At 69.5% G+C, this 26,270-nt stretch carries 19 protein-coding genes; 13 read left to right on the top strand and 6 right to left on the bottom strand.

Annotation, left to right across the window (positions count from 1 at the left end):
* Window positions 1–27: 27 nt before the first annotated feature.
* A complete protein-coding gene (locus POL67_RS42590; protein WP_271926879.1) occupies window positions 28–1,074 on the bottom strand; it encodes an NAD-dependent epimerase/dehydratase family protein in 1,047 nt (348 codons plus the stop codon).
* 197 nt (window positions 1,075–1,271) lie between these two features.
* On the opposite strand from POL67_RS42590, the gene POL67_RS42595 reads away from it, so the two are divergent.
* The 7 genes from POL67_RS42595 to POL67_RS42625 all read left to right on the top strand — a co-directional run bounded on the left by POL67_RS42595 (window position 1,272) and on the right by POL67_RS42625 (window position 9,820).
* Window positions 1,272–1,973, top strand: coding sequence for a hypothetical protein (locus tag POL67_RS42595; RefSeq protein WP_271926880.1), 702 nt, complete (start codon window positions 1,272–1,274; stop codon window positions 1,971–1,973).
* Complete coding sequence (locus POL67_RS42600; RefSeq protein WP_271926881.1) at window positions 1,970–2,746, top strand: hypothetical protein; 777 nt, start codon at window positions 1,970–1,972, stop codon at window positions 2,744–2,746. The genes POL67_RS42595 and POL67_RS42600 overlap by 4 nt, the downstream gene beginning before the upstream one ends.
* On the top strand, window positions 2,743–3,426 hold the full coding sequence (locus tag POL67_RS42605; RefSeq protein ID WP_271926882.1) for a hypothetical protein: 684 nt from the start codon (window positions 2,743–2,745) through the stop codon (window positions 3,424–3,426). Before POL67_RS42600 ends, POL67_RS42605 begins: the two co-directional genes overlap by 4 nt.
* On the top strand, window positions 3,423–4,106 hold the full coding sequence (locus tag POL67_RS42610) for a response regulator transcription factor (RefSeq protein ID WP_271926884.1): 684 nt from the start codon (window positions 3,423–3,425) through the stop codon (window positions 4,104–4,106). The genes POL67_RS42605 and POL67_RS42610 overlap by 4 nt, the downstream gene beginning before the upstream one ends.
* On the top strand, window positions 4,099–5,592 hold the full coding sequence (locus tag POL67_RS42615) for an ATP-binding protein (RefSeq protein ID WP_271926885.1): 1,494 nt from the start codon (window positions 4,099–4,101) through the stop codon (window positions 5,590–5,592). The genes POL67_RS42610 and POL67_RS42615 overlap by 8 nt, the downstream gene beginning before the upstream one ends.
* Window positions 5,593–5,634: 42 nt before the next feature.
* Window positions 5,635–6,447, top strand: a complete 813-nt coding sequence (locus tag POL67_RS42620) for an alpha/beta fold hydrolase (RefSeq protein WP_271926887.1) — start codon at window positions 5,635–5,637, stop codon at window positions 6,445–6,447.
* A gap of 145 nt (window positions 6,448–6,592) precedes the next feature.
* A complete protein-coding gene (locus POL67_RS42625; protein ID WP_271926889.1) occupies window positions 6,593–9,820 on the top strand; it encodes a DVUA0089 family protein in 3,228 nt (1,075 codons plus the stop codon).
* A 64-nt stretch (window positions 9,821–9,884) separates the two neighbouring features.
* On the opposite strand, the gene POL67_RS42630 is transcribed toward POL67_RS42625, so the two are convergent.
* The gene (locus POL67_RS42630) at window positions 9,885–12,689 is read right to left on the bottom strand and encodes a Kelch repeat-containing protein (protein ID WP_271926891.1); all 2,805 of its coding nucleotides are present in this window, start codon (window positions 12,687–12,689) and stop codon (window positions 9,885–9,887) included.
* Window positions 12,690–12,836: 147 nt separating this feature from the next.
* Between POL67_RS42630 and POL67_RS42635 the strand changes: the two genes are divergently transcribed.
* Complete coding sequence (locus tag POL67_RS42635) at window positions 12,837–14,159, top strand: hypothetical protein (RefSeq protein WP_271926893.1); 1,323 nt, start codon at window positions 12,837–12,839, stop codon at window positions 14,157–14,159.
* Here POL67_RS42635 and POL67_RS42640 read toward each other — a convergent pair whose 3' ends face one another.
* Window positions 14,160–15,026, bottom strand: a complete 867-nt coding sequence (locus POL67_RS42640) for a DUF4435 domain-containing protein (protein WP_271926895.1) — start codon at window positions 15,024–15,026, stop codon at window positions 14,160–14,162. It abuts the gene before it with no gap.
* Window positions 15,023–16,258 carry an AAA family ATPase gene (locus POL67_RS42645; protein WP_271926896.1) on the bottom strand — a complete coding sequence of 412 codons (1,236 nt, stop codon included), beginning with the start codon at window positions 16,256–16,258 and terminating at the stop codon, window positions 15,023–15,025. The genes POL67_RS42640 and POL67_RS42645 overlap by 4 nt, the downstream gene beginning before the upstream one ends.
* 495 nt (window positions 16,259–16,753) lie before the next feature.
* Here POL67_RS42645 and POL67_RS42650 point away from each other — a divergent pair, with 495 nt between their 5' ends.
* The gene (locus POL67_RS42650; RefSeq protein WP_271926897.1) at window positions 16,754–17,527 is read left to right on the top strand and encodes a hypothetical protein; all 774 of its coding nucleotides are present in this window, start codon (window positions 16,754–16,756) and stop codon (window positions 17,525–17,527) included.
* Window positions 17,528–17,536: 9 nt separating this feature from the next.
* Here the strand turns inward: POL67_RS42650 and POL67_RS42655 are convergent, their stop codons facing one another.
* Window positions 17,537–19,027, bottom strand: coding sequence for an alkaline phosphatase family protein (locus tag POL67_RS42655; protein ID WP_271926898.1), 1,491 nt, complete (start codon window positions 19,025–19,027; stop codon window positions 17,537–17,539).
* Window positions 19,028–19,323: 296 nt separating this feature from the next.
* Here POL67_RS42655 and POL67_RS42660 point away from each other — a divergent pair, with 296 nt between their 5' ends.
* From POL67_RS42660 to POL67_RS42675, 4 genes are read left to right on the top strand one after another with little or no spacing between them, the layout of a single operon-like run.
* Entirely contained in the window at window positions 19,324–20,883 is a 1,560-nt protein-coding gene (locus POL67_RS42660) for a sensor histidine kinase (protein WP_271926899.1), read from the top strand.
* 41 nt (window positions 20,884–20,924) lie between these two features.
* A complete protein-coding gene (locus POL67_RS42665) occupies window positions 20,925–22,307 on the top strand; it encodes a helix-turn-helix domain-containing protein (protein WP_271926900.1) in 1,383 nt (460 codons plus the stop codon).
* Window positions 22,304–22,801 carry a hypothetical protein gene (locus POL67_RS42670; protein WP_271926902.1) on the top strand — a complete coding sequence of 166 codons (498 nt, stop codon included), beginning with the start codon at window positions 22,304–22,306 and terminating at the stop codon, window positions 22,799–22,801. The genes POL67_RS42665 and POL67_RS42670 overlap by 4 nt, the downstream gene beginning before the upstream one ends.
* Window positions 22,798–25,605 carry a DUF3160 domain-containing protein gene (locus POL67_RS42675; protein WP_271926904.1) on the top strand — a complete coding sequence of 936 codons (2,808 nt, stop codon included), beginning with the start codon at window positions 22,798–22,800 and terminating at the stop codon, window positions 25,603–25,605. The genes POL67_RS42670 and POL67_RS42675 overlap by 4 nt, the downstream gene beginning before the upstream one ends.
* Here POL67_RS42675 and POL67_RS42680 read toward each other — a convergent pair.
* The gene (locus POL67_RS42680; RefSeq protein WP_271926905.1) at window positions 25,602–26,252 is read right to left on the bottom strand and encodes a sigma-70 family RNA polymerase sigma factor; all 651 of its coding nucleotides are present in this window, start codon (window positions 26,250–26,252) and stop codon (window positions 25,602–25,604) included. The two genes, POL67_RS42675 and POL67_RS42680, sit on opposite strands and share 4 nt — an antisense overlap.
* Window positions 26,253–26,270: the final 18 nt, after the last annotated feature.

A 26,270-nucleotide genomic window follows, 5' to 3' on the forward strand; every position in this document is an offset into this window, starting at 1 on the left:
GATGCTGCGTTTCCGCGGGGCGGCGATCTACTCGAAGCGCATCGTGGGCGGAGGCCGCACGGTCTCCCGCTCCTTGAGCCAGCGCTCGGCGAGCTCGATCTCCCTCGGCCGGTGCTCATACCCATCCGGCGGCGTCGCATACCCGTACGCGAGGAAGCTCGCGACGATCTTGCCGAGGGACGTGGCGAACGGCTCGTGGCGGAAGCCGAGCTCGGCCTCCGCCTTCGAAGGATCCAGCATCGACATCCATTTGCTGCTGAACGGCGAGACCGCGCGGAGGTCGAGCCCCGCGGCGAGGACGTCCGCGGACGCGACGGGCGCGAGCTTGGCCCGGGATCCGAGCATTCCTCGTAGCATCGCGAGCAGCTCCAGGAGGGAGGGCGTCTCCTTTTGGCAGACGTTGTACGCTTTGCCGAACGTCGGCTCGCGGCCGAGGATTTCCACGAGGAACCGCGCGACCTCGCCCCCATACACGTGACGAACCGGCTGCGTCCCGCCATCCGGGACGATGACAGGACCACCGTCGACGAGGCGGAGGAGGTAACGATCGAGCCGGCGATAATGGTCGCGCTCGCCGTTCACGATGGGGATACGTACCCGCGTCGAAGGGAATCGCGATTTCTCGAAGGCGTCGACGAGCGCGTCCTCGCAATCGCGTTTGCCCGTGCCGTACTCCCAGTTCGCCAGCTCGTCCTCGTCCGCGGGGCGGGGCATCACGGGGCCGTCATAATCGATCTCGCGCGAAGGTCGCGGGGCGCCCTCGCGCACGAGGTAGACCTGGCCCGTGCTGATGAAGACGTAGTGCCCCACGCGGCCGCCGAGCGCATCCACAGCGCCGCGCGTGTCCTCCCAGCGGTAGGCCGCGAAGTCGACCGCCGCGTCGAAGTGGCGGTGTTGCATGACCCGCGACAGGTCCGCCGTCGTCCGATCACCCTGGAGCCGCTCGATCCGCGCGCCGAAAGGATCCGGCAGGGTCCCGCGATTGAACAAGGTCACCTGGTGCCCCCCCGCGAGCAGCCGGTGCACGAGGAGCGGCCCGACGAACCGTGTCCCGCCGATGACGAGAACGTGCATGGTCCCCCTTCTAGCAGCGAAGCCGAAGGCGATACAACGGAACGGCGGAACAGGGGTGGATCACGGTTGACCCACCTTGCCACAATTTCGTCGCATTCCTTCCACGACTCTTCCGCGGGGAAGGCAGAGGAGCGCCAAACCGGCACGATACGAAAACGAGGTCTGGCGCGGCTACGGCCGCGAGCACCGGAGGAAAGATGCAAGCCCACGCCTCGTACGTCGATGCCCTCGCGGGCGACGCCCCGCCCGAACCCCAGGAAGTCACGCCCCCGAATCCGCCCGAAGAGGCGCGCGTCGCGCCGCAGATGCCCGCGGACGAGGGCGCGCCGTCGTTCGCGAAGTCGCTGCTCGGCGTCGGGCCGGATGGCGCCCCGGGCGCGCTGCGCGACGACGCGCGGAGGTTTGCCACGGCGCTCGCGCTGTCGGCGTTGTATGGGCTCTCGATCGGGACGCGGGACGGCGGTCTTTCGATCCTGAAGCACGCGGCCGCCGTGCCGCTCGCGCCGCTCGCCGTCGCAGGGCTCGGCGTGCCCGCGCTGTTCATCGTGCTCACGCTCTTCGATGCGCCGATCGATCCGCCGGCCGCGGTGAAAGCCGCGGCGCGCGGGGCGGCGACGACGGGCCTCGTGCTCGGCGGCCTCGCGCCTGCGATGGCCCTCTTCGTGACGACGTCGAGCTCGCGCATCGGCGCTGCGTTCTCCGCGGGGCTCGGCCTGATCCTCGCCGGGGCCTTCGGGCTGCGCGCGTTCCTCGGCGCGATCGGGACGCCGCTCGGGCGCGCCTCCGCCGGCGTTCGGACGATGAGCGGGTTCGCGCTCGCCGGCTTCGCGATCTTCGCGACGGCGCTGTCGGCGCGGGTCTGGTGGAGCACGCTGCCGATCTTCGGAGGTGCCCCGTGAGCGCCACCGTCCTCGCCCGCTTGCTTCGCGCGCCCGGAGACATCGCCCGCGCTTGCCGCGACGACGACCCGGAGGTGCGCGCCATCGCCGCGACCTCGCTCGCCTCCATCGCGCTCGGCGCGGCCGCGTTCGGCGGCGTCCTCGGGAGCTTCCGCGGCGGCGCGCAGATCTTCTACGGCGCCGCGAAGGTGCCGCTCGCCGTGCTCGCGACGCTCGCGCTCTCGGTGCCGGCGTTCCACGCGCTCGCTGCGGTGCTCGGGAGGCCCTGGCCGATGCGATCGATCGTGGCGCTCGCGCTCGCGTCGGCGGGGCGATCGTCGCTCGTCCTGCTCGCGTTCGCGCCCGCGCTCTGGTTGATGCTCGATCTCGGCATGGGCTACCACACGGCGGCGATCGTGGCGTCGTGCGCGTACGCCGTGGCCGGGTTCGCGGCGCTGTCCTTGCTCGTGCGAGGACTCGGCGATGGGAAAGGGCGCATCACGACGGCGATCGCGTTCATCAGCGTGTTCTTCGCGGTCGGCGGACAAACCGCGTGGATCCTGCGTCCATACCTGGTGCGGCCGCGCGCGACGAACATCCCGTTCCTGCGGGAGCGCGAGGGCAGTTTTGCCGAGGCCGTGCTGACGAGCCTGACGTCGGCCGCGATTTACAGCGACCGGCCTTATCGGATCGACGCACCGCCTGCCCCCGCGTCCGATGCGTGGGAGCGCAACAAGAACACGCGGTCGCGTGAGGTGCTGGACGAGGACAACGAGGAGGAGGGTGGGCAATGAGCCTGCGGGATCTGTCGGTGCTCTACCTCGTCGCGGGGATTTGCTGCGCGGTGGCGATCTACCGATCGTCCCCCGCAGGTGGCTCGCGCGCGGCGATGTCGGCGGCGCTGGCCGTGCCCCTCTGGCCGCTCTGGGCGCCGATCGCGCTGACCGCGAAGCGCGCGGTGGATGTGCCGAAGGGCGCCGCGGAAAGCGCGCTCGCCCGGGTGAAGACGGCGCTCGGGGAGGCCGTCGCGGCGTCGCGGGGGACGCCGCTCGCGAGCGTGCTGCCGGCGGAGGCCGCGGCGCGGATCGAGGCGGAGGTCGAGCGACGCGTGCAGCGGCATGCCGAGCTCGAAGCGCTCCTCCGCAAGGACGCGTTTGATCTGGCGCGGGCCGAGGCGCGCGTGCGCGAGATCGAGCGCGCCTCGGGATCGAGCCGCGCGCTCGCGACGGCGCGGCTCGACCTCGACAACGTCCGCCGTCTGTCTTCGCTGCGCGACCGGGACACGCGCGCCCTGGAGGAGCTCTGTGCGCTCGCCGAGGCGCTGCGCACGCAGGTCACCGTGGCGCGCTTCAGCGGATCCTCCGCGGCGGACATCGGTGGTATCGTCTCGGAGGTGCAGGCGCGGGTCGAGGGCCTCGGCGCTGCCCTCGAAGCTGAAGAGAGCCTCCGGGCCGAGGAGCCGATCGAGACGTGAGCAAGCACATCCTGGTCGTCGACGACGAGGCGCGCATCCGGGAGGTTTTGCAGTACGCGCTGCACAAGGAGGGCTACGAGGTCTCCGTCGTGACCGACGGCCGCGAGGCGATCGAGGCCGTCGCGAAGGGCGGCGTGGACCTCGTGATCCTCGACGTGATGCTCCCCGAGGTCGACGGCCTCTCCGCGTGCCGCCACATCCGCACCGAGAGCCGCGTGCCGATCCTGTTCCTGTCGGCGCGCAGCGACGAGATCGATCGCGTGCTCGGGCTCGACCTCGGCGGCGACGACTACCTCACGAAGCCCTTCTCGGTCCGCGAACTCGTGGCGCGCGTAAAGGCCTTGTTCCGCAGGCTCGAAGCGCCGGGCGAGGCGGCGCGCAAGGTGCTGACGCACGGCCGGATCGAGGTCGACGTGGAGCGCCACGAAGCGCGGCTCGACGGCGCGCCCGTCACGCTCACGGCGACCGAGCTCGGCCTGCTCGGCGCGCTGCTCGAGCGCCCCGGGATCGTCCTCTCGCGCAGCCAGCTCATGACGCGCGCCTACCGCTACGACAACCTGATCACCGAGCGCACGATCGACACACACGTCCGCAGGATCCGCGCGAAGTTCCGCGCGGCCGGCGGCGAGGACCCGATCGCGACGGTGCACGGCGTCGGATACAAGGTCGCCGGTGCGTAAGCTGCTCGTGCTGCTCGGCCGCATCCGGATGCGGCTGCTCGCGGTGAACCTGCTCGCGCTCTTCGTGCCCGCGATCGGGCTCGAATTCGCGCGGATCCACGAGCGGGAGCTGCTCGACGCGCTCGAGCGCGACATGTCGAACCAGGCCGTCCTCGTACGATCCTTCGTCGAGCAAGACCTCGGCGCGGGCCGCGCGCTCGGGGATCCGGAGCACGAGAAGATCCTCGCGACGGCGGCGCAGCGGACGCGGACGCGGATCCGGCTCGTGGACAAGGACGGCGAGGTGAGGGCCGACTCGCACGCGGAGGGGCCGCCCGAGGGGCCGGAGCCGCCGCCGCCGTTGATGCTGCCGCGCCCGCGGGACGTGCGGCGGGCCCTCGACGTGCGCGCGGCGCACGGCGAGGCGTGGCCGGCGCTCGCGGAGCGCTTCGAGGTGCGCTCGGCGCTCGCGGGCAAGAAGGCCACACGCACGCGCATCCGCGACCGCGACCCGGGCGTGATCCTCTTCCTCGCAGAGCCGATCCGCGTGGGCGGCGTGGTGACGGGCGTCGTGTACGTCGCGCGCTCGACGCAGCCTGTCCTGTTCGAGCTCTACCGCATCCGCGCGGGCCTCGGGCGTGTGCTCCTCGTCGCGCTCCTCGGCACGGGCCTCGTGACGCTCGTGCTCGCGTGGAGCATCTCGCGTCCGCTCGGCCGGCTCTCGCGCGCGGCCAAGCGCATCGCGATGGGCGAGCGGGACGTGGTCGTCCCGATCGGCGGCGGCGGCGAGATCCGCGAGCTCGGCGAATCGTTCGCGGCGATGAAAGAGCGGCTCGACGCGCGCATGCGCTACATCTCGGAGTTCGCGGCGGACGTGGCGCACGAGTTCAAGTCGCCGCTCACCTCGATCCGCGGCGCGGCGGAGCTGCTCGGGGAAGGCGCGCACGACGATCCCGAGGCGCGCGTGCGTTTTTTGCGGAACATCGAGCTCGACGTCGAGCGGCTCGATCGGCTGGTCTCGCGCCTGCTCCAGCTCTCGCGCATCGAGGCCTCGGCCGAGCCGATGCGCGCATGTGACCTCTCGGCGCTCGCGCTCGCCGCGAAGGAGCGCGCGTCGGGCCCGGATCAGCCGGTGCTCCTCGAATTCTCGGCGAGCGTGCGTGACGTGTTCTGCCGGCCCACGGACGTCGAGACCGCGCTCGGGAACCTGCTCGACAATGCGGTGCGATTCTCGCCGCCGGGCGAGCCGGTGCGCCTCCGCGTCGAGGGTGGTCCGCCCGAGGCCGTGATCCGCATCTCCGTGGAAGATCGCGGCCCCGGCGTGCCGCCCGCGATCCTGCCGCGTATCTTCGACAGGTTCTTCACGACGGACGCGGATCGCGACGGCACGGGCCTCGGGCTCGCGATCGTGAAGAGCGTGGCGGAGGCGCACGGTGGGCGGGTGATCGTCGACAATCGGCCCGGCCACGGGGTCACCTTCACGCTGGAGATTCCCTGCCGGCGGTAAAGTGTCTCCTCTCCGCCGCGCGGAGCTTCTACCTTGCATGGGATGACGTTCGAGGATCAGGAGCCGCGCGTTCTCGAACGAGAAGGCTGTCCGCTTCACTACTGGCTCGTCGGCGACGCGACGCGTCCGCTCGTCGTGCTCACCCACGGCGCGGGGCTCGATCACCGGATGTGGCGTGACAACGTCGAAGCGCTCGCCGAGCACCATCGTGTGCTCCTCTGGGACGTGCGCGGGCACGGGCTCTCGCGACCGATGGGGACACGTTTCACGGTCGAGACGGTGATCGACGACATGGTGGCGCTGCTCGACGCGATCGGCGCGCCGCCGGCGGTGCACGTGGGGCAGAGCATGGGAGGGAACCTGGCGCAGGAGCTCGTCCGGAGGCACCCCGATCGCGTGCGCGCGCTCGTGCTCGTGGACTGCGCGTGCAACACGGCGGCGCTCTCCTGGATGGAGCGCCTCGGCGTGTGGCTCACGCCCGCAATGCTCCGGCTCTATCCGTACGGCGCCTTGTTGCGACATAGCGCGCAATCGATCTCGGCCTTGGAGAGCGTGCGTGGGTACTGCCAGGACGCGATGTCGCGCCTCGAAAAGCACGAGACGCTCGACGTGATGATGGCGGTCCTCGGCTGCATGCGTGACGAGCCGGACGCCCGCATCCCGAAGCCGTTCGTGCTCGTGCGCGGGGCGCTGAGCCGCGCCGGATCGATCGCGAAACAAGGGCCCGCGTGGGCCCGGCGGGATCCCTCGTGTCGCGTCGACGTGGTGATCGCGGACGCGAACCACTGCGTGAACATGGATGCGCCTCGGGCCTTCAACGACGCCGTGCGCTCGTTCCTCGCGACGCTCGCGTGACGGAAGACGGACCAATGAAGGCTTGACGCCGGCCCGTTGATTCATTGAGGTGTCCGGGCTCTTCGCTTGCAGAGGCCCTCGGGTATGCGTCTCGGCGCAGGCGTCGGGCGAGACATCGCTAACCGTTGGGAGCGAAGAATCGCGCATGACGAGGCTAACGCGGCACTTTGGAATGGCGCTCGTGCTCGGCCTGGGATCGTTCGGATCCATGGGCTGCGAGCTGATTGCAGCGGTCGATCGGAGCCAGATTCCGCAAGGAGAAGGCGGGTCCGGAGGTCAAGGCGGCCAAGGCGGCGGCCCAGGCGGCATGGGTGGTGAAGGCGGCGTCGGCGGCCAGGGAGGCGTCGGCGGCGAAGGCGGCCAAGGCGGCGGCGGCATGGGCGGCGGCGGCATGGGCGGCGGCGGCATGGGCGGCATGGGCGGCCAAGGCGGCGGCGGCATGGGCGGCATGGGCGGCCAAGGCGGCATGGGCGGCTCGATGGACGTCTGCGGCGACGGCGCCCTGACCGGCGCCGAGACCTGCGACGACGGCAACACCCTGGCCAACGACGGCTGCGACGCCACGTGCGCGCAGGAAGCGGGCTGGACGTGCACGGGCGCGCCCAGCGCGTGCGTCAGCGAATGCGGCGACGGCATCGTCGTCGGCACGGAGGCGTGCGACGACGCCAACGCGACCGACATGGACGGTTGCAGCGCGTGCGTCGTGGAGAACGGCTGGACCTGCACGGGTCAGCCGAGCGCGTGCAACACGACCTGCGGCGACGGCATCCTGGCCGGCACCGAGGCGTGCGACGACGGCAACACGAAGGACCTCGACGGCTGCAGCTCGACCTGCGTCGTCGACACGTTCCCGGAGACCGAGCCGAACAACAGCACCGCCACGGCGAACGGCCCGTTCTCGGCGCCTGTCCTGGTCAGCGGCTCGATCAACCCCGGCAGTGACGCCGATTGGTACCAGATCACCGTGCCCGCCACGGCCGATCTGCACGTCGAGACCTACGACGCGAACGGCCCCACGAGCTGCCTGAACATCGACACGCTCGTCACGCTCTACGCGAGCGACGGCACCACGGTGATCGCCTCGGACGACGACGGCGGCACGAACGCGTGCTCGCGCCTCGACGGCACGACGAACGCGGCGCTGCGGCACGTCCCGGCGGGCACGTACTACGTGAAGGTCGAGGAGGCCGGCAACGACAAGGTGATCCCGGGCTACAAGCTCGTCGTGACGTACGACGCGCTCTGCGGCGACGGCACCGTGAGCGGCTCCGAGGAGTGCGACGGCGGCGCGGGTTGCGCGGCGACGTGCGACCGCGTCCCGGTCTGCGGCGACGGCTTCGTCGACGCGCCCGAGACCTGCGACGACGGCAACACGATGGACGGCGACACGTGCAGCGCGACCTGCGAGACGTCGATCCTCATGGAGACCGAGCCGAACAACACGAGCGCGCAGGCGTTGGACGGCTTTGCCCCGCCCGTGCTCTACCAGGGCGCGATCATCCCGGCGACGGACGTCGACTTCTACGCGATCAAGCTCGACCAGACGAGCGACCTCACGGTCGAGTCGTTCGACGTGAACGGCCCCGGCTCGTGCGTCGGCGTCGACACGCTGCTCCGCCTCTACGCCACCGACGGCACCACGGTCCTGCTCGAGCGTGACCTCGGCGGCCTCGGCGCGTGCGGCAAGATCGATTCGAAGAAGCCCGGCGACGCCGCGGCCCGGCACCTGCCGGCGGGCACGTATTTCGTCTCGGTCGAGGACTACCTCAACAACACGGAGATCCCCGGCTACCGCCTGCTCATCACGCTCGACGCGACCTGCGGCAACGGCAAGGTCGAGGGCGCCGAGGAGTGCGACGGTGGCGCGGGCTGCTCGGCGATCTGCGAGCGCATCGCGGTCTGCGGCGACGGCAAGATCGACGCACCCGAGACGTGCGACGACGGCAACACGACGGCCGGCGACGGCTGCGACGCTTCGTGCTTGAAGGAGTCGACGCCGGAGACGGAGCCGAACAACGACGCGGCGACCGCGAACGGCCCCTTCACGCCGTACGCGATCGTCAGCGGCGCGATCAACCCGGGGAGCGACATCGACTTCCACAGCTTCACGCTGAGCGCGTACTCGGACGTCCGCCTGGAGACGTCCGACGCGAATGGCCCCGGCTCGTGCGCGCTGCCGCTCGACACCGTGATCACGCTCTACGGCCCCGACGGCACGACCGAGCTCGCGAACGCGGACGACGGCGGCGTCAACATCTGCTCGCGCATCTCGGGCAAGACGCACGCGGGCGCGCGGCGCCTCGCCCCGGGCACGTATTTCGTCAAGGTCGAGGACTTCGAGAACGACACGGTCATCCCGGGCTATCTGCTCGAAATGGCCGTCGAGTCCGTCTGCGGCAACGGCGTGGTCGAGGGCAGCGAGGAGTGCGACGGCGGCGCCGGCTGCGAGGCGAACTGCGATCGCGTCCCGACCTGCGGCGACGGCCACCTCGACGGCACGGAGGCCTGCGACGACGGCAACCTGATGGACGGCGACGGCTGCTCCGCCACGTGCGCGCTGGAGGTGTTGGGCGAGGTCGAGCCGAACAACTCGACGGCCCAGGCGGACTTCTTCCTGCTGCTCACGGGCAGCGCCAACGTGGTGGGCTCGATCGCGGCGGCGGGCGACGTCGACCTCTTCCGCATCGACCTCGCGTCGGACGCGGCGCTCGTGCTCGAGACGCTGAACGACACGGGCATCGGCTGCGGCTTCACGTCGACGCTGAACCTGTACGATGCGGCCGGGCTGCTCCTCGAGACGGACAACGTGAGCGGCGAGGGATCCTGCTCGGCGCTCACGATGAACCTCGCCGCGGGCACGTATTACGTCGGCGTCGAGGAGACGAACAAGGACGGGACCATCGCCTCGTACCTGCTGCGGGCGAAGGTGCTCGCGGATAACGGCCCCGAGAACGAGCCGAACAACCAGCAAGCCGACGCGACCGGGATGACGGGCTGGGACTCCGTCATCACGGGCTTGCACATGGCCTTCGACGATGACGATTACTTCGAGATCACGGTCCCGGCGGGCAAGTCGCTCCGGGCCGAGATCATCGAGGGCACGGCCGCGGAGTCGTGCGCGAACGGGGCCGATCCCATCGATAGCTACCTGACGCTCTTCGATGCGACGGGCTTGGAGCTCGGCGCGGACGACGACGGCGGTCGTGGGTATTGCTCGGCGATCGACGGCCTCGGCGCGACGCCGCCGCACGCCTTCGCGAAAAACCTCGCGGGCGGCACGTACTACCTGCTCGTGCAAACCTCGCCGTTCTCGGCGACGCCGGGCAACCCCATCGCCGTGTTCGATTACAAGCTCGCGATCACCATCCGATAATCCTCCCCGCGGCGACCCCGCGATGGCCCGCGGAAGCGGAACATCGCGGGGCCTCCTTCACGCTTCAGCGCTTGCGGCGGCGCCCGAAGAGGGCGCCCAGGGCCACGAGGGCCGCGAGTCCACGTCCGCTGTTCTCCACGGGTCCGGCAGCGGCGCGGCAGCCACCGCCCGGCACCTCGTCGCCGCCGGCGGCGCCGGCGCCGCCGGTGCCGCTCACACCACCCATACCGCCAGAACCACCTGCGCCGCCCATTCCACCGGCGCCGCCGCCGCTGCCGCCGGCGCCGCCCATTCCACCCGCGCCGCCGGAACCACCTACGCCGCCCATTCCACCGGCGCCGCCCGCGCCTCCGCTTCCGCCCGCGCCTCCGCTTCCGCCGCTGCCCTCCGGGGTCACGCCGCCCTCGTAAATCTCCGCGCTTCCGTGGGCCTCAGGGTCGCCGTCGCCGGACGAGCAACCGCCCAGGAGCCCCCCGAAGACCAGGACACGATTGCCATCGAGCTGCATAGCCGACGGAAACCGGCGGGTCGTGCCCATGGCCGCCACCGTCGACCAGCCATTCGTCGCGGGGTTGTACACCGCGGCGCTGCGGAGATCGCATTGGTCGCCGCCTCCCCATTCCGTGCCGCCCGCGATGAGCACCAGGCCGTTTCCGAGCAGCGCGGCCGTGTGACGACGGCGCGCGACGTCCAGGGGCCCGGTCACCGTCCAGTCGTTCGTCGCCGGATCGTAGACCTGCGCGTGCGGGATGTTCTGCGCGCCCGTGACCAGCACCCGACCATTGCCGAGCAGCGTCGCCGTGAAATCGGCGGGCGGCATGAGCAACGCCTGCGTCGGCGTCCACGCATTCGTGGCGGGGTCATACCGATCGGCGCCGTTGCCGCTCACCACGAGCACGCGGCCGTCGAGCAGCCGCGTCGCCTTGTGCCCGGAATGCGCGAAGGTCAGCGTCCCGGCCGGGGAGAAGGCCCCCGTGGCCGGATCGTAGAGCTCCGCCGTCGCCGGATCACCCGCGCCGCCGCTCACCAGCACCTTCCCGTTTTGCAAGAGGACCGCCGAGGCCCCCCCGCGCGCAACGGAGAGCGCGCCCGTCGCGGTCCATGCTTTTGTCGCCGGATCGTAAAGCTCGGCGACTTCCGTCCCGCCGCCCACGACGAGGATACGCTCGTCGGGGAGCCGCACGAGAGCGGCGCTCGCATCGTGGTGCGCGACCATGGAGCCGGTGAGCGTCCACGTATGGCTCGCCGGATCGAAGACCTCGGCCGTCGACGGCCCATCCCCGCCCACGACGAGGATCTCGCCGGTCGAGACCCGGATCGACGCAGCGTTGCGGCGCGTGTGCGAGAGCGGCGCGACGTCGCTCCAGGCGTTCGTCGACGGATCGTAGAGGTTCGCGGAGAGGGTATCGGTCCAGTTGTTGTCGTGCCCTCCGGCCACGAGCACGCGGCCGTCCGCGAGCTCGGCCCACGTGCCCGCTTGCCGAGGCACGGGCATGCTCCCGGCCGGCGTCCACCCGAACTGGCAGCCGACCGGCATCGCCCCGTCGCACGCGCCCGCCTGGCAGACGCCATTTGCCGTGCACCCGTCGGCATTGCCGCACACGGCGCCGCTCAGCGGCGTGCACGTGCCATTCGCCGACGCGCCCGCGCTCACCGCGCACGCGTCACACGCGCCCGCATCGCACGCGGCATTGCAGCAGACACCGTCGGCGCAAAAGCCGCTCGCGCATTCGCCCGCGAAGAGGCAAGCCTCGCCCTGGGGGGCGAAGGTGAGCACCTCGACGCTCGTGCTGCCGCCGCCGGCCACGAGCACACGCCCGTCCGCGAGCGCCGTCGTGGTGTGGTCGCTCCGGTTCGTGTGGAGGAACTTGCCGAGCGACCATTTCCCGGTCGCCGGATCGTAAACCTCCACGGTCGCGCCGCCGCCTGCGACCAGCACCCGGCCATCGGCGAGCAGCGTGGCCGTGTGCTGGTCGTGGGCGACGCCCATCGGCGCCACGACCGACCAGGCGTTGCTCGCCGGATCGTAGAGCTCCGCGCTGCGGTTCGGGGCCATGTAGCCCTCCCCGAAGTAATTGGTCGTTCCGCCGGCGACGAGCACCTTGCCATTGCCGAGCAGCGTCGCGGTGTGGGTCTGGCGATTCTGGACCGCGCCCGCGGGGGCCCACGCGTCCGTGGCCGGATCGTAGAGCTCCACGCTGCCGATGGGGTCGCCGAAGTCGTTCATCCCGCCCACCAGAAGGACCTTGCCGTCCGGCAGGAGCGTCGCCGTGTGGTAGGAGCGCTCCTGCGCCATCGACGCCGCGGCCGTCCACGTATTCGTGGCGGGATCGTAGATCTCGCTCGTCTTCACGATCCACCCTTTGGATTCGCCGCCGGCCGCGAGGATCCGGCCATCGGGCAGCAACGTCGCGGTCGAATGTTCGCGCGGCGTGGGGAGCGGCGCGGCGGGCGTCCACGTATTCGTGACGGGGTCATAGATCTCGACGGCGTTGGTGCCGCCGCCGGCCACGAGCACCTTCCCGCTCGGCAGCAGGGTCGCGGTCGGGCGCGAGCGCGCCGTCGCCATGGGCGCGACGAGCGTCCATGCATTCGTGGCGGGGTCGTACACCTCGGTCGTCGCGCTCCCTCCGCCGGCCACCAGGACCTTGCCATCGGACAAGCGTGTCGCCGTGTGCCCGCTCCGGGCGACGTTCATGGGCGGGGCCACGTCCCAGCGTGGCGCCGTGAGCGCCGAGGCGGCCTCGCCGAGGCCGTGCGCCTTGGCGCGGCTCGGCCGGGCCTCGACGCCATTACATCCGAGCGCCGCGGCGAGCGGCACGACGAGGAGAACGGGGGCGAGGTGACGAAAGATAGAAGTCGTACGCATGCGCGACGATATCCGCGTCAACCCCTTGACCGTCAAGGGAAAGCGGCCGCGGCGGAATCTTCTCCCATTTCATGACCCGGACGGCCCGGCATCTCGGGTTCGAATCCGAAATCTTGACGCAGCGCGGATTCGAGCGACAACTGGCGCATGCTGCCCCGCCTCGTCGCGCTCTCGGCGCTCGTCCCCCTCTTCGGCTGCGCGCAAGGCTCCGAGCTGCCCGATTTCACGTCCGGGGCAGGCGCCTCGCTGGCCGTGGGGAGCTCCTCGTCGTCCGCGAGCAGCAGCACCGGCACGGGTGGCGCGGGCAGCGGCGGAATGGGCGCAGGCGGTGCCGGCGGCAGCGGCGGGTCCGGCGGAATGGGCGGCGCGGGCGGTATGGGCGGCTCCGGCGGAATGGGCGGCTCCGGCGGAATGGGCGGCTCCGGCGGAATGGGCGGCGCCGGCGGCGGGAATCCCACGGGTACGATGCTCGTGCTCGCGGGCCCGGGGGCGGGGGCCGGCCATTACGATCCGGCTGCTGGCTGGGCCACGGGCTCGATCAACCTCCAGTTTTCCGCGGCCGGGCTCGCGCCCCGCGCGGAGGGCGTGGTCGCGGTCCTGCGGCGCCAGAGCGCGAATGCGGCCGAAAACAACGAGCTCTTCTGGGCGACGTGGACAAAGGCCGCGGGCTTCGGGGCCGTGCAAAAGGTGGGCACCTTCGGATTCGCGCAGGATGGGCCGGCGGCTGCGCCGCTCGGCGTGGCCACGCTGATGACGTTCCTCGGCACGGACAACAAGCATTACTTCGCGCAAAACGAGGGCGGCGCCTTTGGCCCGTTCGGCCCTTTGCCCGCGGGCATGGTGCAATTCCAGGCCTTCGGCCCGAGCGCGACGGCCCTCGCGAGCGACGGCGCGGCGGGGGTGTACGCCGTGTATGCGGGCGACGACGGGCATCTTTATTCCCTCGCGAAGAGCGGCCCAGGGAGCGCGTGGACGCCTTCGAACCAGGCGCCGACCTCCACCGTCGCGAATTGGCTGCGCCCCTTCGCGCTCGTCGACGCCGACCAGGACCTGCGCATTTTCTACGTGCGGCAAGGCGACAATCGGATCTGCATGGTCAAGCTCGTCACCCCGCAGAATTCATGGAGCGCGGAGGAGACCGTGGGCACGGCGACGACGGGGCTCTCGCCGGCGGTGGCTGCGACGGCCGCGGGGGATTTCGTCGTGGCGTATCGCGGCGTGCTGAACGACGGGATCTATTTCGTGCGCGGAAAGGACGGGGCGTGGGGCGCGGTCACGACGATCGAGGTCCCGCAGACCCCGTCCTCCATGCCAGTCGCGCTTGCGGGCTTGTCAGGGGCCGACGCGGAGATCGTGTATACGACGGGCGGGACGCTGAAACATGCGCGGGTGAAGGGGGCGCAGGCAGAGGTGGCGGCTGTGCCGGGGGTGGCGAATGTGATCCATGTGGCGGCGACGATCGTGCCTTGATCAGCGGAGCACCACGAACGGGGGATGCAGCGACTCCCAGGTGCGGATAGAAGCGCAGAGTTTCGTGGTAGCGAAAAGCCCCTCGTCGTAAGCGAGGATCAGCATCCGCTCGACCATCGACCCATCGAGCTCGCCTCTGTCGTTCGTCGCCCATGCCTTGCGCAGGGCGAGCGCCAGGATCTCGGTCAGGTGGTGCCCGCAGCACACATGCCAAGGATCGTGGGCGTCGTCGTGCATGGCCATCAGCCGGGCGAGGAGCGCCTCGCCTTTGAGGTCCAGGCGCTTCGAGTGATTTGCCACGACCTTGACCATCTCCATCGGATCGAGAAGCAGCGTCTTCTCATCGATGAACCTGCCGACCTTCAGCTCCTCGAATCGTAGGTTGAGCCCATCCCTTCGGGAGAGCCAGAGCAGGTAACCAAGCTGTTTCCCGCATCGGAGGAGGCACGCGCGCAGGTCGCCATGTTGCTCGCGGAACCTCTCGACCTTTTCCTCCTTCGCGACCTGCAAAAGCAGCTTCTCGAAGGCCGGCGAGGCGAGGAGCATGGTTTCGAGGTCGTGCGTATCCGTGAAAACCACGCTCACGGAAGGAGGGCTTCGGCCTTCGAGGATGTCGAAATCGGCGTCGAGGATGAAGAGCACGCCGCCCAGGGGTGGCGTCTGCAAGCGTTGAAGCGCATCGAGCGCCTTGTCGCGCCCGTAGGCCACGACGATCTTGCATGTGTCCTTGTCGATGAACCAGTCGAAGAACCGCTTGTCGCTCTCCCCCTCCACGACGAGGAAGGCCCCGCGGTGATGAGAACGCAGCATCCGGATGCTGTTGGCGATGTAGACACCGCCCATCGCATCGCGCATCGCGTTGCTCATTCGGCGGCCTTGGCAGGCAGTTCCGGCCCCTTCAATTCTACAGTCAAATCCCAGCGATCGTTGATGATGGCCGGGGAGTGGGTGGCGACGAGTACGTCATACCCCCCGAGCTTGCCGATCTGGAGGAGGTCGTCGAGGAATTCGTTTTGCCAGGCGAGGTGGAGAGAAATTTCGGGCTCGTCGATGAGGACGAGTACGCCAGGGTCTACATGAAAGAGCAACGTGGAGAGGAGGACGAGTTCGTGCTGCTCGCCCGAAGACAGGCTCTCCAGGGGGATGACCGACCCGTCGACCAAGGAGTGGAACACGAGGCCGTCTTCCCGCGAGATGCTCATACGCTTGTAGGCAAAGCGCCTGTTGATGGCCGCCGTGAGCAAATCGATCCGTCGCGTGAGGTCTTCGAGCACCTCGAGCTTGCTCTCCGTGTGATCGAGGTACACCGTGAGAACGTCGAGCTTCGACGGATCGAGTGGCGGGAGCTTCCTGTGCGCTTCGCGCTCGGGTTCGAGCACCCCCAGGCGAATGAGCCGCGCTCGTTTCTCTTCGAGACGCTGCAAGCGGGCCTCCGCCTCACCGACGGACAGCGCGTTCTGCGGCTGAAACAATCGATCGAGGAACGTGCTGTCCAGTTCCTGGGCATGCGCCGCGTATGTCGCGAGTTTCTCCTGAATACGTTGCACGATTGCCTGCGAATGCCCGAGAACCGCTGGGAGGATCTGTTGCTCGTACCGGGAGGGCCGATGTTCGTGAAGGAGGCGTTGGGTGTTGACCAATAAGGTGCCCACCTCACCGCACTTCTCACCGATCCATTCCTGTACCTGACGCGACGCCTTCGCCCTCAAATCATCGATATCGCCCAACGGAAACGTGGGAACGAGGTTGGCGCATTCCATGACCTCCGGCTCCGTTCCAGAGGATCGCCGGTAAGTTACGACGAGGCCCGCGATGGCCATGAATTCTTCATAGAGGTCATCCGATACAGGGATGTGCCTCACCTCGAGGATCCCGCCCCCTTCGAACTCAACCGCAAATGATTCGAAAGGCACCGATGCCAGACCATCGAACGGGCCATCCAGGAGCGCATCCACCATCCCCAGGATCTTCGTCTTCCCATACCCGTTCGGCCCATGCAGGATCGTGATCCGCTCATCCATATTGAGCGGAATCTCATGGTCGAAGATTCCGAACAGACCCGTCACCTTGATCCGCCGTACCCGCGGGGTGGTCGTCATGGTGGACGCCAGCCTACCCGGATCATCCCCCAACCGCTACCTTGCGCCGCTTTCGGCTCGCCGCCCCTCCCCGCCCCCCTGCCTCGCCGCCCGTCCCTTCTGCCTTGACACGCCCCCGTTCTCGCCTCGCCTCCCTCCACCTCTGCCTCGACGCCCGGAAGCTCCTTCGAGACGCCCCCTTCCCCGTACATCGACGCCCGGGAGCTCCTTCGAGACGCCCCCTCGCCTCTGCCTCGACGCCCGGGAGCTCCTTCGAGGCGCCCCCTCGCCTCTGCCTCGACGCCCCGAACCTCCTCCGAGACGCCCCCCTCGCCCTACCTCGACGCCCGGAACCTCCTTCGGGACGCCTTGGTCCCGCTTCGAGACACCTTCCGTCAACTTCGAGACGCTCCCCAGCGTCCCAGAGCACGAATCCGTCCTTTCCGTGACGCCCGGATGCGTTACCGTCCTCACGCGACATCACGCCTCGCCTTCCTCTCACGGAAAGGACACCCCATGCCGCTCGACACAGCCATCATCGCCCCCAAAGCCCGGCAAGAGTATCTCCGCATCGGCCGGCAGTTCGGCTCCACCGATACCCTGAACCAGGCCAACAAGACCCTCGAAGCCCTCCACAAATACGCCCCCGCCCTCGAACACCACGGATTCAATGTCGCGGACGGCGCGCGGCTCTCCGAGGCGCGCGGCGCGCTCATCGAGGCCGGCGTCGGGCGCGCCGGGGCCGCAGGGCAGCGCAAGCTCACGAACAAGGGTTTCGTCGCTGCGCTGAAGGACGGGAAAAGCGTCCGCGAGACCGCGCGCAGCATCCTCCATACCGGCCGCAATACGCTCGAAGAAAAGGGCGACGAAGCGACCGCCCATTCGATCGAGGTCGCCCTCGATCAAACACGCGCCTCCCAGGACGACGCCGAAAAGCTCGCCATTCAGCTCGATACCCTGCGCGATGCCTTGAACCAGCAAGGCGTCGCGGCCGTCGTGCACGACCGCGGCGGCCCGGATGCCGTCGCGCGCCTCGGGAAAGCCGCGAGCACCTTGCGCGCCACCGCCAAGGAGCGCGAGGGGCAAAGCACCGTGGCCGCGACCGAGCAGCTCGATCTGCTCGACGGGATCATCGTCACGCTCGCCCGCTCCGCCCGCAAAGCCGCGCGCGCGGCGGCCCGCGAGACGAAACAACCCGCCCTCGCCGCCGCCTTCGAGCTGACGCACCTCTACGGCACGCGCGGCGATCGCAGCCAGGCGGCCGAAGAGACCTCCGGCGCGCCCGGCTGACGCCTTCGATCAATCCCGGATTCGCACCGCCCCGAGCTTCGCCCCCGCCTCGAGCACCCGCTTCGCAATCTCCATCCCCTCCCCGCGCCGATCGAGGTGCTCCGGGATGAGCCCTCGATCGAGCGCCTCCCGCAGCTCCGCATGCGCCTCCGTGTTCTCGCGGCGCGCCCTCAGATCGGCCATCGAGATGTCCACCGGCGGCAGCGCCACCGGGGGCCGCGGGTCCGCGAAATACGCCGGCTGAAGGCACGACGAGAGATCGTTCGCCGCGGCGATACGCTTGTTCCACGTCGGCAAACCAAACCTCCGGCACAAGGTGCGAATCACGGAGACGTGCTCGAATTGCGTGCCCACCGTGCACCCCGTCCGCGCGAACGGGCCGGCCACGAGGGAGGGCACGCGGAAGCCGAGCTGCCGGAAGTCGGCCTCGTCGTCCTCCGTCGTCGGCGGCGATACGTGGTCGAAAAAGCCGCCGTGCTCGTCGTAGGTCAGGATGAACATGCACCGGCCCCATTGCGGGCTCTTGGCGAGCGCCGTGTACACGCTCGCGAGGAGCGCCTGCCCGAGCCGGATGTCGTGATCCGGGTGGTCGTCATTCGCGCCCGCGCCGAAGAACTGCGGGTCGAGGAAGACCACGTTCGGCAAAGTGCCCGCCGCCGCGTCCTCGAAGAACTTCTCGATCTTGGCGAGCCCGCTCGTCTTCAGATACGCGCCCGAGCACCACGCGATGTCGTGGTAATAGACCTTGTGGCTCACCTTGGCTTCGTCGAGGTACTTGAAGATGCTGTCATACCCGAGGACGGGCAGGTTCCCTTTTTGCCCCTTGCTCGTCGCGCCGTGCAGGTAAAACCGGTTTGGCCACGTCGGTCCCATGACCGAGGCAAACCATCGCTCGCACACGGCATGCGCGTCGGCCAGCGCATACAGGATCGGGAGCTGCTCCCGGATGTGATATCCCATGACGTCCGCCTGGGTCGATCCCGCGTGGGCCCCGACGAACCCATCGTTCTTGCCGTTGTTCCACTGCGCATGCGCGGCATCCCAGTTGTGCGGCGGATCCTCGGGCGTGAAATCGTCGAGCTTCCACACGGGGACCCACGATCCGTCCGGCGCCGGGTTCTTTTCCGTGCCGTCGAGGCCGATCACGTCGCGGCCTTCGACCAGGCGCAAGCTCCCGAGGTAATGGTCGAACGAGCGATTCTCCATCATCAGGATCACGAACGTGTCGATCGGCGCGAGCAGCTCCTCGGGCGAAAGGCCACCCGAATCCGTGCAACTTTCGCCCGGATCGCCGCCGCCCGCGCCACCCGCGCCGCCCATTCCGCCCGCGCCGCCGGCGCCACCCGCGCCGCCGGCGCCTCCGACGCCCGCGCCGCCTGCGACGTCCGTCGTCGCACCCGCGCCGCCGCAACCCACGGCGGCCGCCGAGAGCGCCGCGCCGAGACCGAGCAGCACACGCCTGCGCGCGGCCGCATGATCGTCACCCATTCGTCCGGACATGATCGACCTCACCGATAAAAAAAGCCAAAAATCACGATAGACGAATCGCCCGTCGATGTGCGCCGAAAGCGCCCCCGCGAAGCGTCTTTCGCGAGCCCTCCGCGCGCCCCGGACGCGCGGGCGTGGGCAGAGGCCGCGCACCCGCGGGTGGTACGGGCCCTGCTCAGCGCGCGACTCGTGTTCTTGCCGGCCAGCCTCTTCCCGCGGCCTCCTGCAAAGGCGCCGCGCTTGCCTTTCTTTCCAGGACTTTTTGGATCGTCCACCACGCCCCGCCAGGCCCCACGCGGCGGTGGACCATGAAGTTCGATCCGATGCGGCGGATGCTCTCCGCCGCGAACGCTTCCGTGGGGGACGACGAGACCGAGCGCGTGATGGCGCGGCGCAAGCTCGAACAGACGATCGGCGGCGCGTACCTCGTCGCCATCCTCGCCGCGCTCGTCATCGGCGGCGTGGCGAGCTTCGCCCTGCAATCGGTGATCGCGAGCCAGGACCGCGTCGAGGACATCTACGGCGCGGAGCTGCTCGAAGTGGAGCGGCTGCACGGCGGCGCGATGGAGAAATCCGCGCAGGGCCGGGCCTACCTGCTCACCGGGGATCCCGAGATGCTCGAAGCGAGTTATGCCGCGCGGCGAGCGTTCGAAGCGCGGCTCGGCGCGCTGCTCGCGCGCGCGGAGGACCCGGCCGAGCGCGCGCGGCTCGAGCGCGTCGCGACCGCGCAGAAGGCGCACCAGGAGGCGCTCGCGCGGGCGTTCGCGCTGTATCGCGCGGGCGGCACGCACGAGGACGTGGGGCGCGTGGTCGGGGCCGAGGTGGTCCCCAAGCTCGGCGCGCTCGACGTGGCGATCGGCGACTACGCGCTCTTCGTGGACTCGCGCCTCGAAGTGGCCCGCGACAGCGCCCGAAGCGCCTCGACACGCGCGTCGAGGCTCGTCGTGATCGTCGCGTGTGGCGCGGTGCTGCTCGCGGCGGGCCTCGGCGTGTTGCTGACGCGCACGATGCACCGGCTCTACCGCGCAGCCGAGGAGCAACTCGCGCTCTTCGCGCGGGAGGAGCGCGCTCGCGCGGAGGCCGAAGAGGCGCGGCGGGATCTCGCGGAGACCGTCGCGCGGCTCTCGCAGGTCAACGAGGATCTCGACGCGTTCGCCGGCCGCATCGCCCACGATCTGCGCAACCTGCTCACGCCGATCGCGCTCGTGCCGCCGCGGCTCCGGCGCGCGGAGGACAAGGAGGCGACAGCGCGGATCGCGGCCTCGCTCGAACGCTCGGTGACGCGGGCGAACGCCGTGCTCGAAGGTCTGCTCGCGTTCTCGCGGTCGAGCCGCCCGGACGACACGAGCCAGAAGGCCTCGGTGCGGGAGGTCGTGGCGCAGGTCGCGGAGGAGCTCGCGTCCGCCGCCGCGGAGGTGCGCGCCGAGGTGACGATCCACGTCGAGGACACGCGTGTCGCCTGCGCGCCCGAGCTCTTGCACGTGGTCGTGCTCAACCTGCTCGGCAACGCGCTCAAGTACATCGCAGGCCGCGAGGAGCGGCGCGTCGCGATCCACGCCGCAGAGGCGGAAGGGGGCTTCATCGAGCTCGCCGTCGAGGACACGGGCCCCGGCATCCCCGACGGCGCGAAGGAACGCATCTTCGAGCCGTTCTACCGCGTCCCCGGCGTCCGCGCGCCGGGCACGGGGATCGGCCTCGCCACGGTGCGTCGTATCGTGACCGCGCACGAAGGCCGCATCGAGTGCGTGTCCACGCTCGGCCGAGGGACGACGTTCCGCGTGTGGATGCCGTGCGCGGCGGAGCCGAAGAGCGTGGTCGCGCGGGAAGACGAGCGCGCCGCGGCGGCGGGCCGGAATCTCGGGGTGTAGAACCCCTGCGAGGAGGACGGGGTTCGTGTTAGGATTTCGGGGTGAGCCGGACCACGGACATCCTCCGAGAAGCCCTCCGTTCCGCCGGTCTTTCCATCGATGACCTGGCGAGATGGACCCGGATCGACCTTGACATTCTTCGCGATGCTGAGGCAGGTCGGACGCGACTGACGGCTGCGCAGCTCGATCGGGTAGCGTGCGCGTTCGGCCTTCGGCTCGATGATCTCCTCGAAGGCCAGGTCGGCTCCGCGCCGATGACGCTCCTCCTGCGCAGCGCAGCGCACGCGGATCGGGCACTCGACATCCGTAGCGTGCTCACCACCGAGATCGACCAGGCGCTCGGGGAGTTCCAGCGGGTCGTACGCGACATCGCCGATGTCGAGAATCTGCTCGGACGCGCGCCCCCCACCCTCCCCACGATTCCCGATCGACCCAATCCTCAGAAACTCCATACCGGCGATCATCGAGCCCGCATGGTGCGTGACTACCTGGGTTTGGGGTTGTCGCCGATCCGATCGATGCGAAAAATCGTGGAATCGCTGGGGGTGGCGATCGTGTGGGTGTCGGAGGACCAGGTCGACAGGAGCGTAGAGGGAGCTTGTACACGCGTCCCACGCCCCACGATCCTCGTCAATGTCATCGAGGAAGGGAGACGCCCGTGGAGAGCTCGCATCACCATGGCCCATGAGCTCGGTCATGTCCTCTTCGACCTGACGGAGCCCATGCGTCAGGTGCTCGTCAGTCCGCACAAATATGCTCTTCCACCACCGTGGCTCGACGAAATCGAACGAAACGCAAATGCCTTCGCGGCATGCCTGCTCGCGCCCACGGATGGCGTAAGAATGCTGGTAGGGCGTATCGACCCAACCTCGGAGGATGCCATTTGCGTTGTCGGCGAGCACTTTGGCGTGGGTCGAACGGTCGCCATCAACCGATTGCAAGTCGTATTCAACTTGACCGATGTCCAGCGCGCCTCGATGGAATACGGCAGACAACCGCGTTATTACAATGCCGACTTCAATGCGGATGCTGCGCCGGGTGAGCTTGGTCTGCGCGGCGAGCCCTTCCGTTCGCTGGTGGCCGCGGGCGTGGAGAGCGGAAAACTAACGCCGTATCGCGCTCGATCCATCCTCGGCATTGCCCAGACGGAGCCGCTGCCGTTCGCCTATTTGCCCGCGGAGATGACAGCACCGTCGGTGTCTGCCGAGCAGCAGATGCTCCGCGCCGCGTCCGTCTATCTGGCCCGGACCTATCCCGATGCGGGGCTGGTTCCTGGAGAAGCCACGAGGGACGGCACCGCATGGATCGTGACGGTGTTCGATGGCGGGGTCGGAGCCATCGAGCGCGCGCCTCGCGGAAAGCTCGTGTTCTCCGAGCAAGCAAAGCTCATCGTGGATGCGGTGTCGCCAGCGCTCACGCCATGAAAGAATGGCACCACGAACAGACGCACCGGGACTCGTGCGTCGCCGCGTGCATGTGCATCATCCAGAAATGGCGTGGGGAAGCGCCCACGGAAGCCGCGTTTCACGAGAGCGCCTCGACGGGGCCTCAGATCCTCGGACGGCGCATCCGGGAGCTGGGAGGCGCGCGTTACGCTGCGCTCGCGCAGGACGAAGAGCGAACGCTCGACCTGCACCTGGTCGATGGTGGGCTCGTGGTCGTTGGCGTATTCGGACTCCTCTTCGCGGACTGGCAGCGTCGCGTATACGGGCAACTGATATCCAGGCATGGCGAGATGTCTCGCGCGTATAGCCAGAAGGGGTATCCACACGCCATCGTGCTCGTGGAGCGGTCGGGAGACGGGTATCGGCTCCTCGATCCCTGGTTCCCGGCGATGCACCAGCCCTTGTTCATTGAAAGGTCCGACTTCTCGAACTGCTTCGACGGCAATGCAGTGTTCGTCGATCGGGTTCCATGATGCTGTCATGCCGTCGCTTGCTCGCCCCGCTCCTCGTCCTCGCTCTGCCCCTCGGCGCAGCCTGTCGCCCCGCGGCCACGGATCAAGCCAGCGCACACGCCAAACGCACTGCACCCCCTGCCTCCGCGACCGCCCCCGCGAGCGCGGCGAGCGCGGCCGTCCCGGCGCCGCGCCCGTCCATGCGCGACCTGCTCGACTCCCTCGCCGACGACATGGCCTGCGCCCTGCCCGTCGGGACGCCGCCGACGCCCGCCCTCGCCGGGGCGAAGCCCTTTCAGCCGATCGAAGCGTCTTGCGGGAACCTCGACTGCGACGCCGTCGAGAAGACGCCGAAGGGCGCGGACGCGTGCTTCCTCTCGAACGAGGCGATCCGACGCGTCGAGCCGAAGGCCCGCGCCGGGAGCCTCGAACGCAAGCCCGCCTCTGCGGCGTGGGACGGCGTGACGAAGCCTCGCTTCCTCGACCGCATCGACGCGCACGTCCACCTCACGGACGTCGAGCACGCGCGGTTACGCAAGAACGGGTTCGTCGTGCTCGACCGGCTCCCGTATGCCGATTACGCGAACGCGTTCCACGACGTCTTCCAGGAGGAGCTGCCGCTCTACGTGGGGCCGGATCCGATCCTGCACGCCGTCTTCCGCGCCACCGAGGCCTCGCTCGGCCGGATCGAACGCACGCGGCTGCAGCCCGCGCTCGAGTCGATGCTGAAGAAGCTGCGCAAGGCCCTCGCGGCGAGCGGCGCGTCGCTCGACGAGACCACGCGGAAGGACCTCGACGTCTACCTCGCGGTCGCCGCGGCGTACGTCCTTCCGGAACAGGAGGGCAACACCCAGGTCTCGTTGTTCGACCAGGAAGAACAAGTCGAAGCGCTGCTGGCGGCGGAGCACAACAGGCAACGCACGCCCGTCGAGCTCTTCGGCCGCACGCGCATGATCGACTTCTCCCAGTTCGAGCCGCGCGGCCACTACGCCGAAACGTTCTACGACCTCACGAAAGCGATGATGTGGGAGCCACGTTCGTACTTCGCCGCGGTCATGTGGCTCTCGCGCCTCGAGTGGAACCTCGTCTCGCGCGGCTCGCGGAGCTCCCACCCCGACGCCTCGCCCGACCCGCGCGAGACGCCGCGCGAGGCCCGCGCCGCACTCGCGCTGGCCGAGCTCGTGCAGAAGAGCGGCGCGCTCGCCGAGATCGGGCTCTTCGAGGAGGTGTACAGCGCGTTCGCCGGCCGGCGCGAGGACGTGAGCGTGCCGGATCTCCTGCGGCTCATGCAGAAGGGCGGCTTCTCCCCGAAGGACCCGGCCGCCCCGGAAAAACTGCGCCTCGCGATCGGCGACGGCTTCCGCCGGACCGCGCGGATCCACTTCATGCCCGAGGGCGTGACGAACCTGCCCGTGATCAGCACGCTGCTCGGCCCTCGCATCGTGCCGGACATCGCGCCGCTCAGCCGCCTCGTCCACGACGCCGTCCCAGGCCGCTCCAACCTCGGCGCGGCCGACGTCGCGTATCTCCTCGGGCACGATCGCGCCGCGACGTACCTGAAGAACGACCTCGACCGCTTCCCCGCGCTGCGCGGCGCGCTCGACACGGGCCGCGCGGAGCTCGCCGCGGGCGCCGAGAAGGGCCGCGACGTCCAGGCGAGCTTTCTCCGCGCGATCCTCGCCTTGCGCAAGGATCCCGAGGGCGCGCGCCCCTCGTTCATGGGCAAGGACGCCTATGCCGATCTGCGGCTGGGCTCCGCGCTCGTCGGGTACGCCCAGCTCCGGCACACGTTCGTGCTGCTCGCGGGCCAGGGGTACGACGCGTACGGCTGCGAGATCCCCGACGCGTACGTCGAGCCGCTCGTGCCCTTCTACGACGCGCTCCTCGCCCACGTGGAGGGCCTGCGCAAGATCACGGGCGGCGGCTTCGACGGCCTCGTCCGTGTGCTCGGCACGCTCCGCGGCATCGCCCGCACCGAGCTCGCCCGCGGCGCGCCCACGAAGGAGCAAGCCACCTGGCTCGCGATGGTGGCCGAGTACATCCCCCAGGGCGGCTACGCCGACAGCGGCGAGCCGCCCAAGTGGACCGGCTGGTACTTCGACATGTTCGAGGACCGCGAGATCGGCGCGACACGCACGGCCGACCTCGTCGCCGACTTCTTCACGCTGACGAACGCCGGGCAGATCGCCTACCTCGGCGCCGACGGCCCGCGGCTCGGCGTGTTCGTCGTCGACGCGGGCGGCGAGCCCCGCGCCATGGTCGGGCCCGTCGCGCGGGGCTACGAGATCCACGCGCCGATCGAGAAGCGGCTCGACGACACGGCGGCCCGGACCCACCTGGACAAACGGGCGCCGTGGCGAGAGAGCTTCGCCCCCGCGCCCGTCCCCGACCCCGCGATCGGGCTTTCCGGCAGGACCGTCTCTTGCGCGCGCGACGGCAAGCTCGAGGAGCGCCTCGTGCTCGCGAGCGACCGCAAGCTCGGCCCGGTCACCGTCACCTTGCTCGACCACCACGGCGATCCCCTCGCCCCAGGGCTCACCCTGGACATCGGCGAGGGTTTTTCCGTGTACCCCTTCACCTTCCCGGAGGTCCCCTGGCGGCCGTCGACGCGCGGGACGTACGACGACCCCCCGCACCACCGACGCGGCTCCCAGCGGAGCCCGGTCGAGGCCCTCGAGGTTCGGATCGAGGATCTCTCCCGGGCTTCCGCGGGCAAGGGCGCCTACACGCTCTTCACGAGTCCGAGCGTGTTCAACGGGAAGGCCTTCAGCGACGAGCTGCCGACCCGCCTGCAGGGCACCGCGTTTTCTCTCGGGGCGCCCTAGGGGAGCCTCTTCCACTGCGCGCGCTTCTCCAGGATCCAGCGCCACAGCTCCACGAAGAGCCCCATGAACCACGCGAGGGCGAACCCGCGCTTCCGGCGCCGGCCCCTCCGCTGCGCCTCGATCAGGGCGAGCTTCTCCACGAAGCGCGCCCGGGCCTGCTTCACCCGCACGTGCGCGCCGCTCTTCTTGAGCCCCAGCCACTTCGCGATCTCGTGCAGGGACTCGCCCTCCACGTCGTGGCGGAGCAGGATTTCCCGCTCGTCCTCGGGCATGAGCCGGGCGGCCGCCTGCACGAGCGCGATCGTCGCATGGTACTGCTCCGGGTCCTCCGGCTGCGCGACGGCGTCGGCGACCGCCTCCGGGTCGAGCACCTCGTAAGCGTGCCGGTAGAGCTTCCTGAAATTCGAAACCTGTTTCCGACAAACCTCCATGAGCCAGCGTCTCGCTGCCTCATCGTTCCGCGGGATCACCGCGGTCCGTCGGTTGGCGACGGTAAAGACGATCTGAACGAGCTCTTCGAGGTCGTCGCCCTGCAGTCCCAGGCTTCCGAGGCGATCACGCACCTCCGCCAGGAACAGTTCGTAAAGGACCTCGACGCGGGGCTTGTGTCTGGGGCGCGATGGCGTGCGCTGGATAGAGTCTCCCACGCTCGCCCTAATGTGTTG

Source organism: Polyangium mundeleinium (assembly GCF_028369105.1).
GTDB classification, from domain to species: domain Bacteria; phylum Myxococcota_A; class Polyangia; order Polyangiales; family Polyangiaceae; genus Polyangium; species Polyangium mundeleinium.

Coding starts and splice junctions, on each gene's coding strand:
- POL67_RS42590 (WP_271926879.1), bottom strand. CDS start 1,074: ATGCACGTTCTCGTCATCGGCGGGACACGGTTCGTCGGGCCGCTCCTC.
- POL67_RS42595 (WP_271926880.1), top strand. CDS start 1,272: ATGCAAGCCCACGCCTCGTACGTCGATGCCCTCGCGGGCGACGCCCCG.
- POL67_RS42605 (WP_271926882.1), top strand. CDS start 2,743: ATGAGCCTGCGGGATCTGTCGGTGCTCTACCTCGTCGCGGGGATTTGC.
- POL67_RS42620 (WP_271926887.1), top strand. CDS start 5,635: ATGACGTTCGAGGATCAGGAGCCGCGCGTTCTCGAACGAGAAGGCTGT.
- POL67_RS42625 (WP_271926889.1), top strand. CDS start 6,593: ATGACGAGGCTAACGCGGCACTTTGGAATGGCGCTCGTGCTCGGCCTG.
- POL67_RS42630 (WP_271926891.1), bottom strand. CDS start 12,689: ATGCGTACGACTTCTATCTTTCGTCACCTCGCCCCCGTTCTCCTCGTC.
- POL67_RS42635 (WP_271926893.1), top strand. CDS start 12,837: ATGCTGCCCCGCCTCGTCGCGCTCTCGGCGCTCGTCCCCCTCTTCGGC.
- POL67_RS42640 (WP_271926895.1), bottom strand. CDS start 15,026: ATGAGCAACGCGATGCGCGATGCGATGGGCGGTGTCTACATCGCCAAC.
- POL67_RS42645 (WP_271926896.1), bottom strand. CDS start 16,258: ATGACGACCACCCCGCGGGTACGGCGGATCAAGGTGACGGGTCTGTTC.
- POL67_RS42650 (WP_271926897.1), top strand. CDS start 16,754: ATGCCGCTCGACACAGCCATCATCGCCCCCAAAGCCCGGCAAGAGTAT.
- POL67_RS42655 (WP_271926898.1), bottom strand. CDS start 19,027: ATGTCCGGACGAATGGGTGACGATCATGCGGCCGCGCGCAGGCGTGTG.
- POL67_RS42660 (WP_271926899.1), top strand. CDS start 19,324: ATGAAGTTCGATCCGATGCGGCGGATGCTCTCCGCCGCGAACGCTTCC.
- POL67_RS42670 (WP_271926902.1), top strand. CDS start 22,304: ATGAAAGAATGGCACCACGAACAGACGCACCGGGACTCGTGCGTCGCC.
- POL67_RS42675 (WP_271926904.1), top strand. CDS start 22,798: ATGATGCTGTCATGCCGTCGCTTGCTCGCCCCGCTCCTCGTCCTCGCT.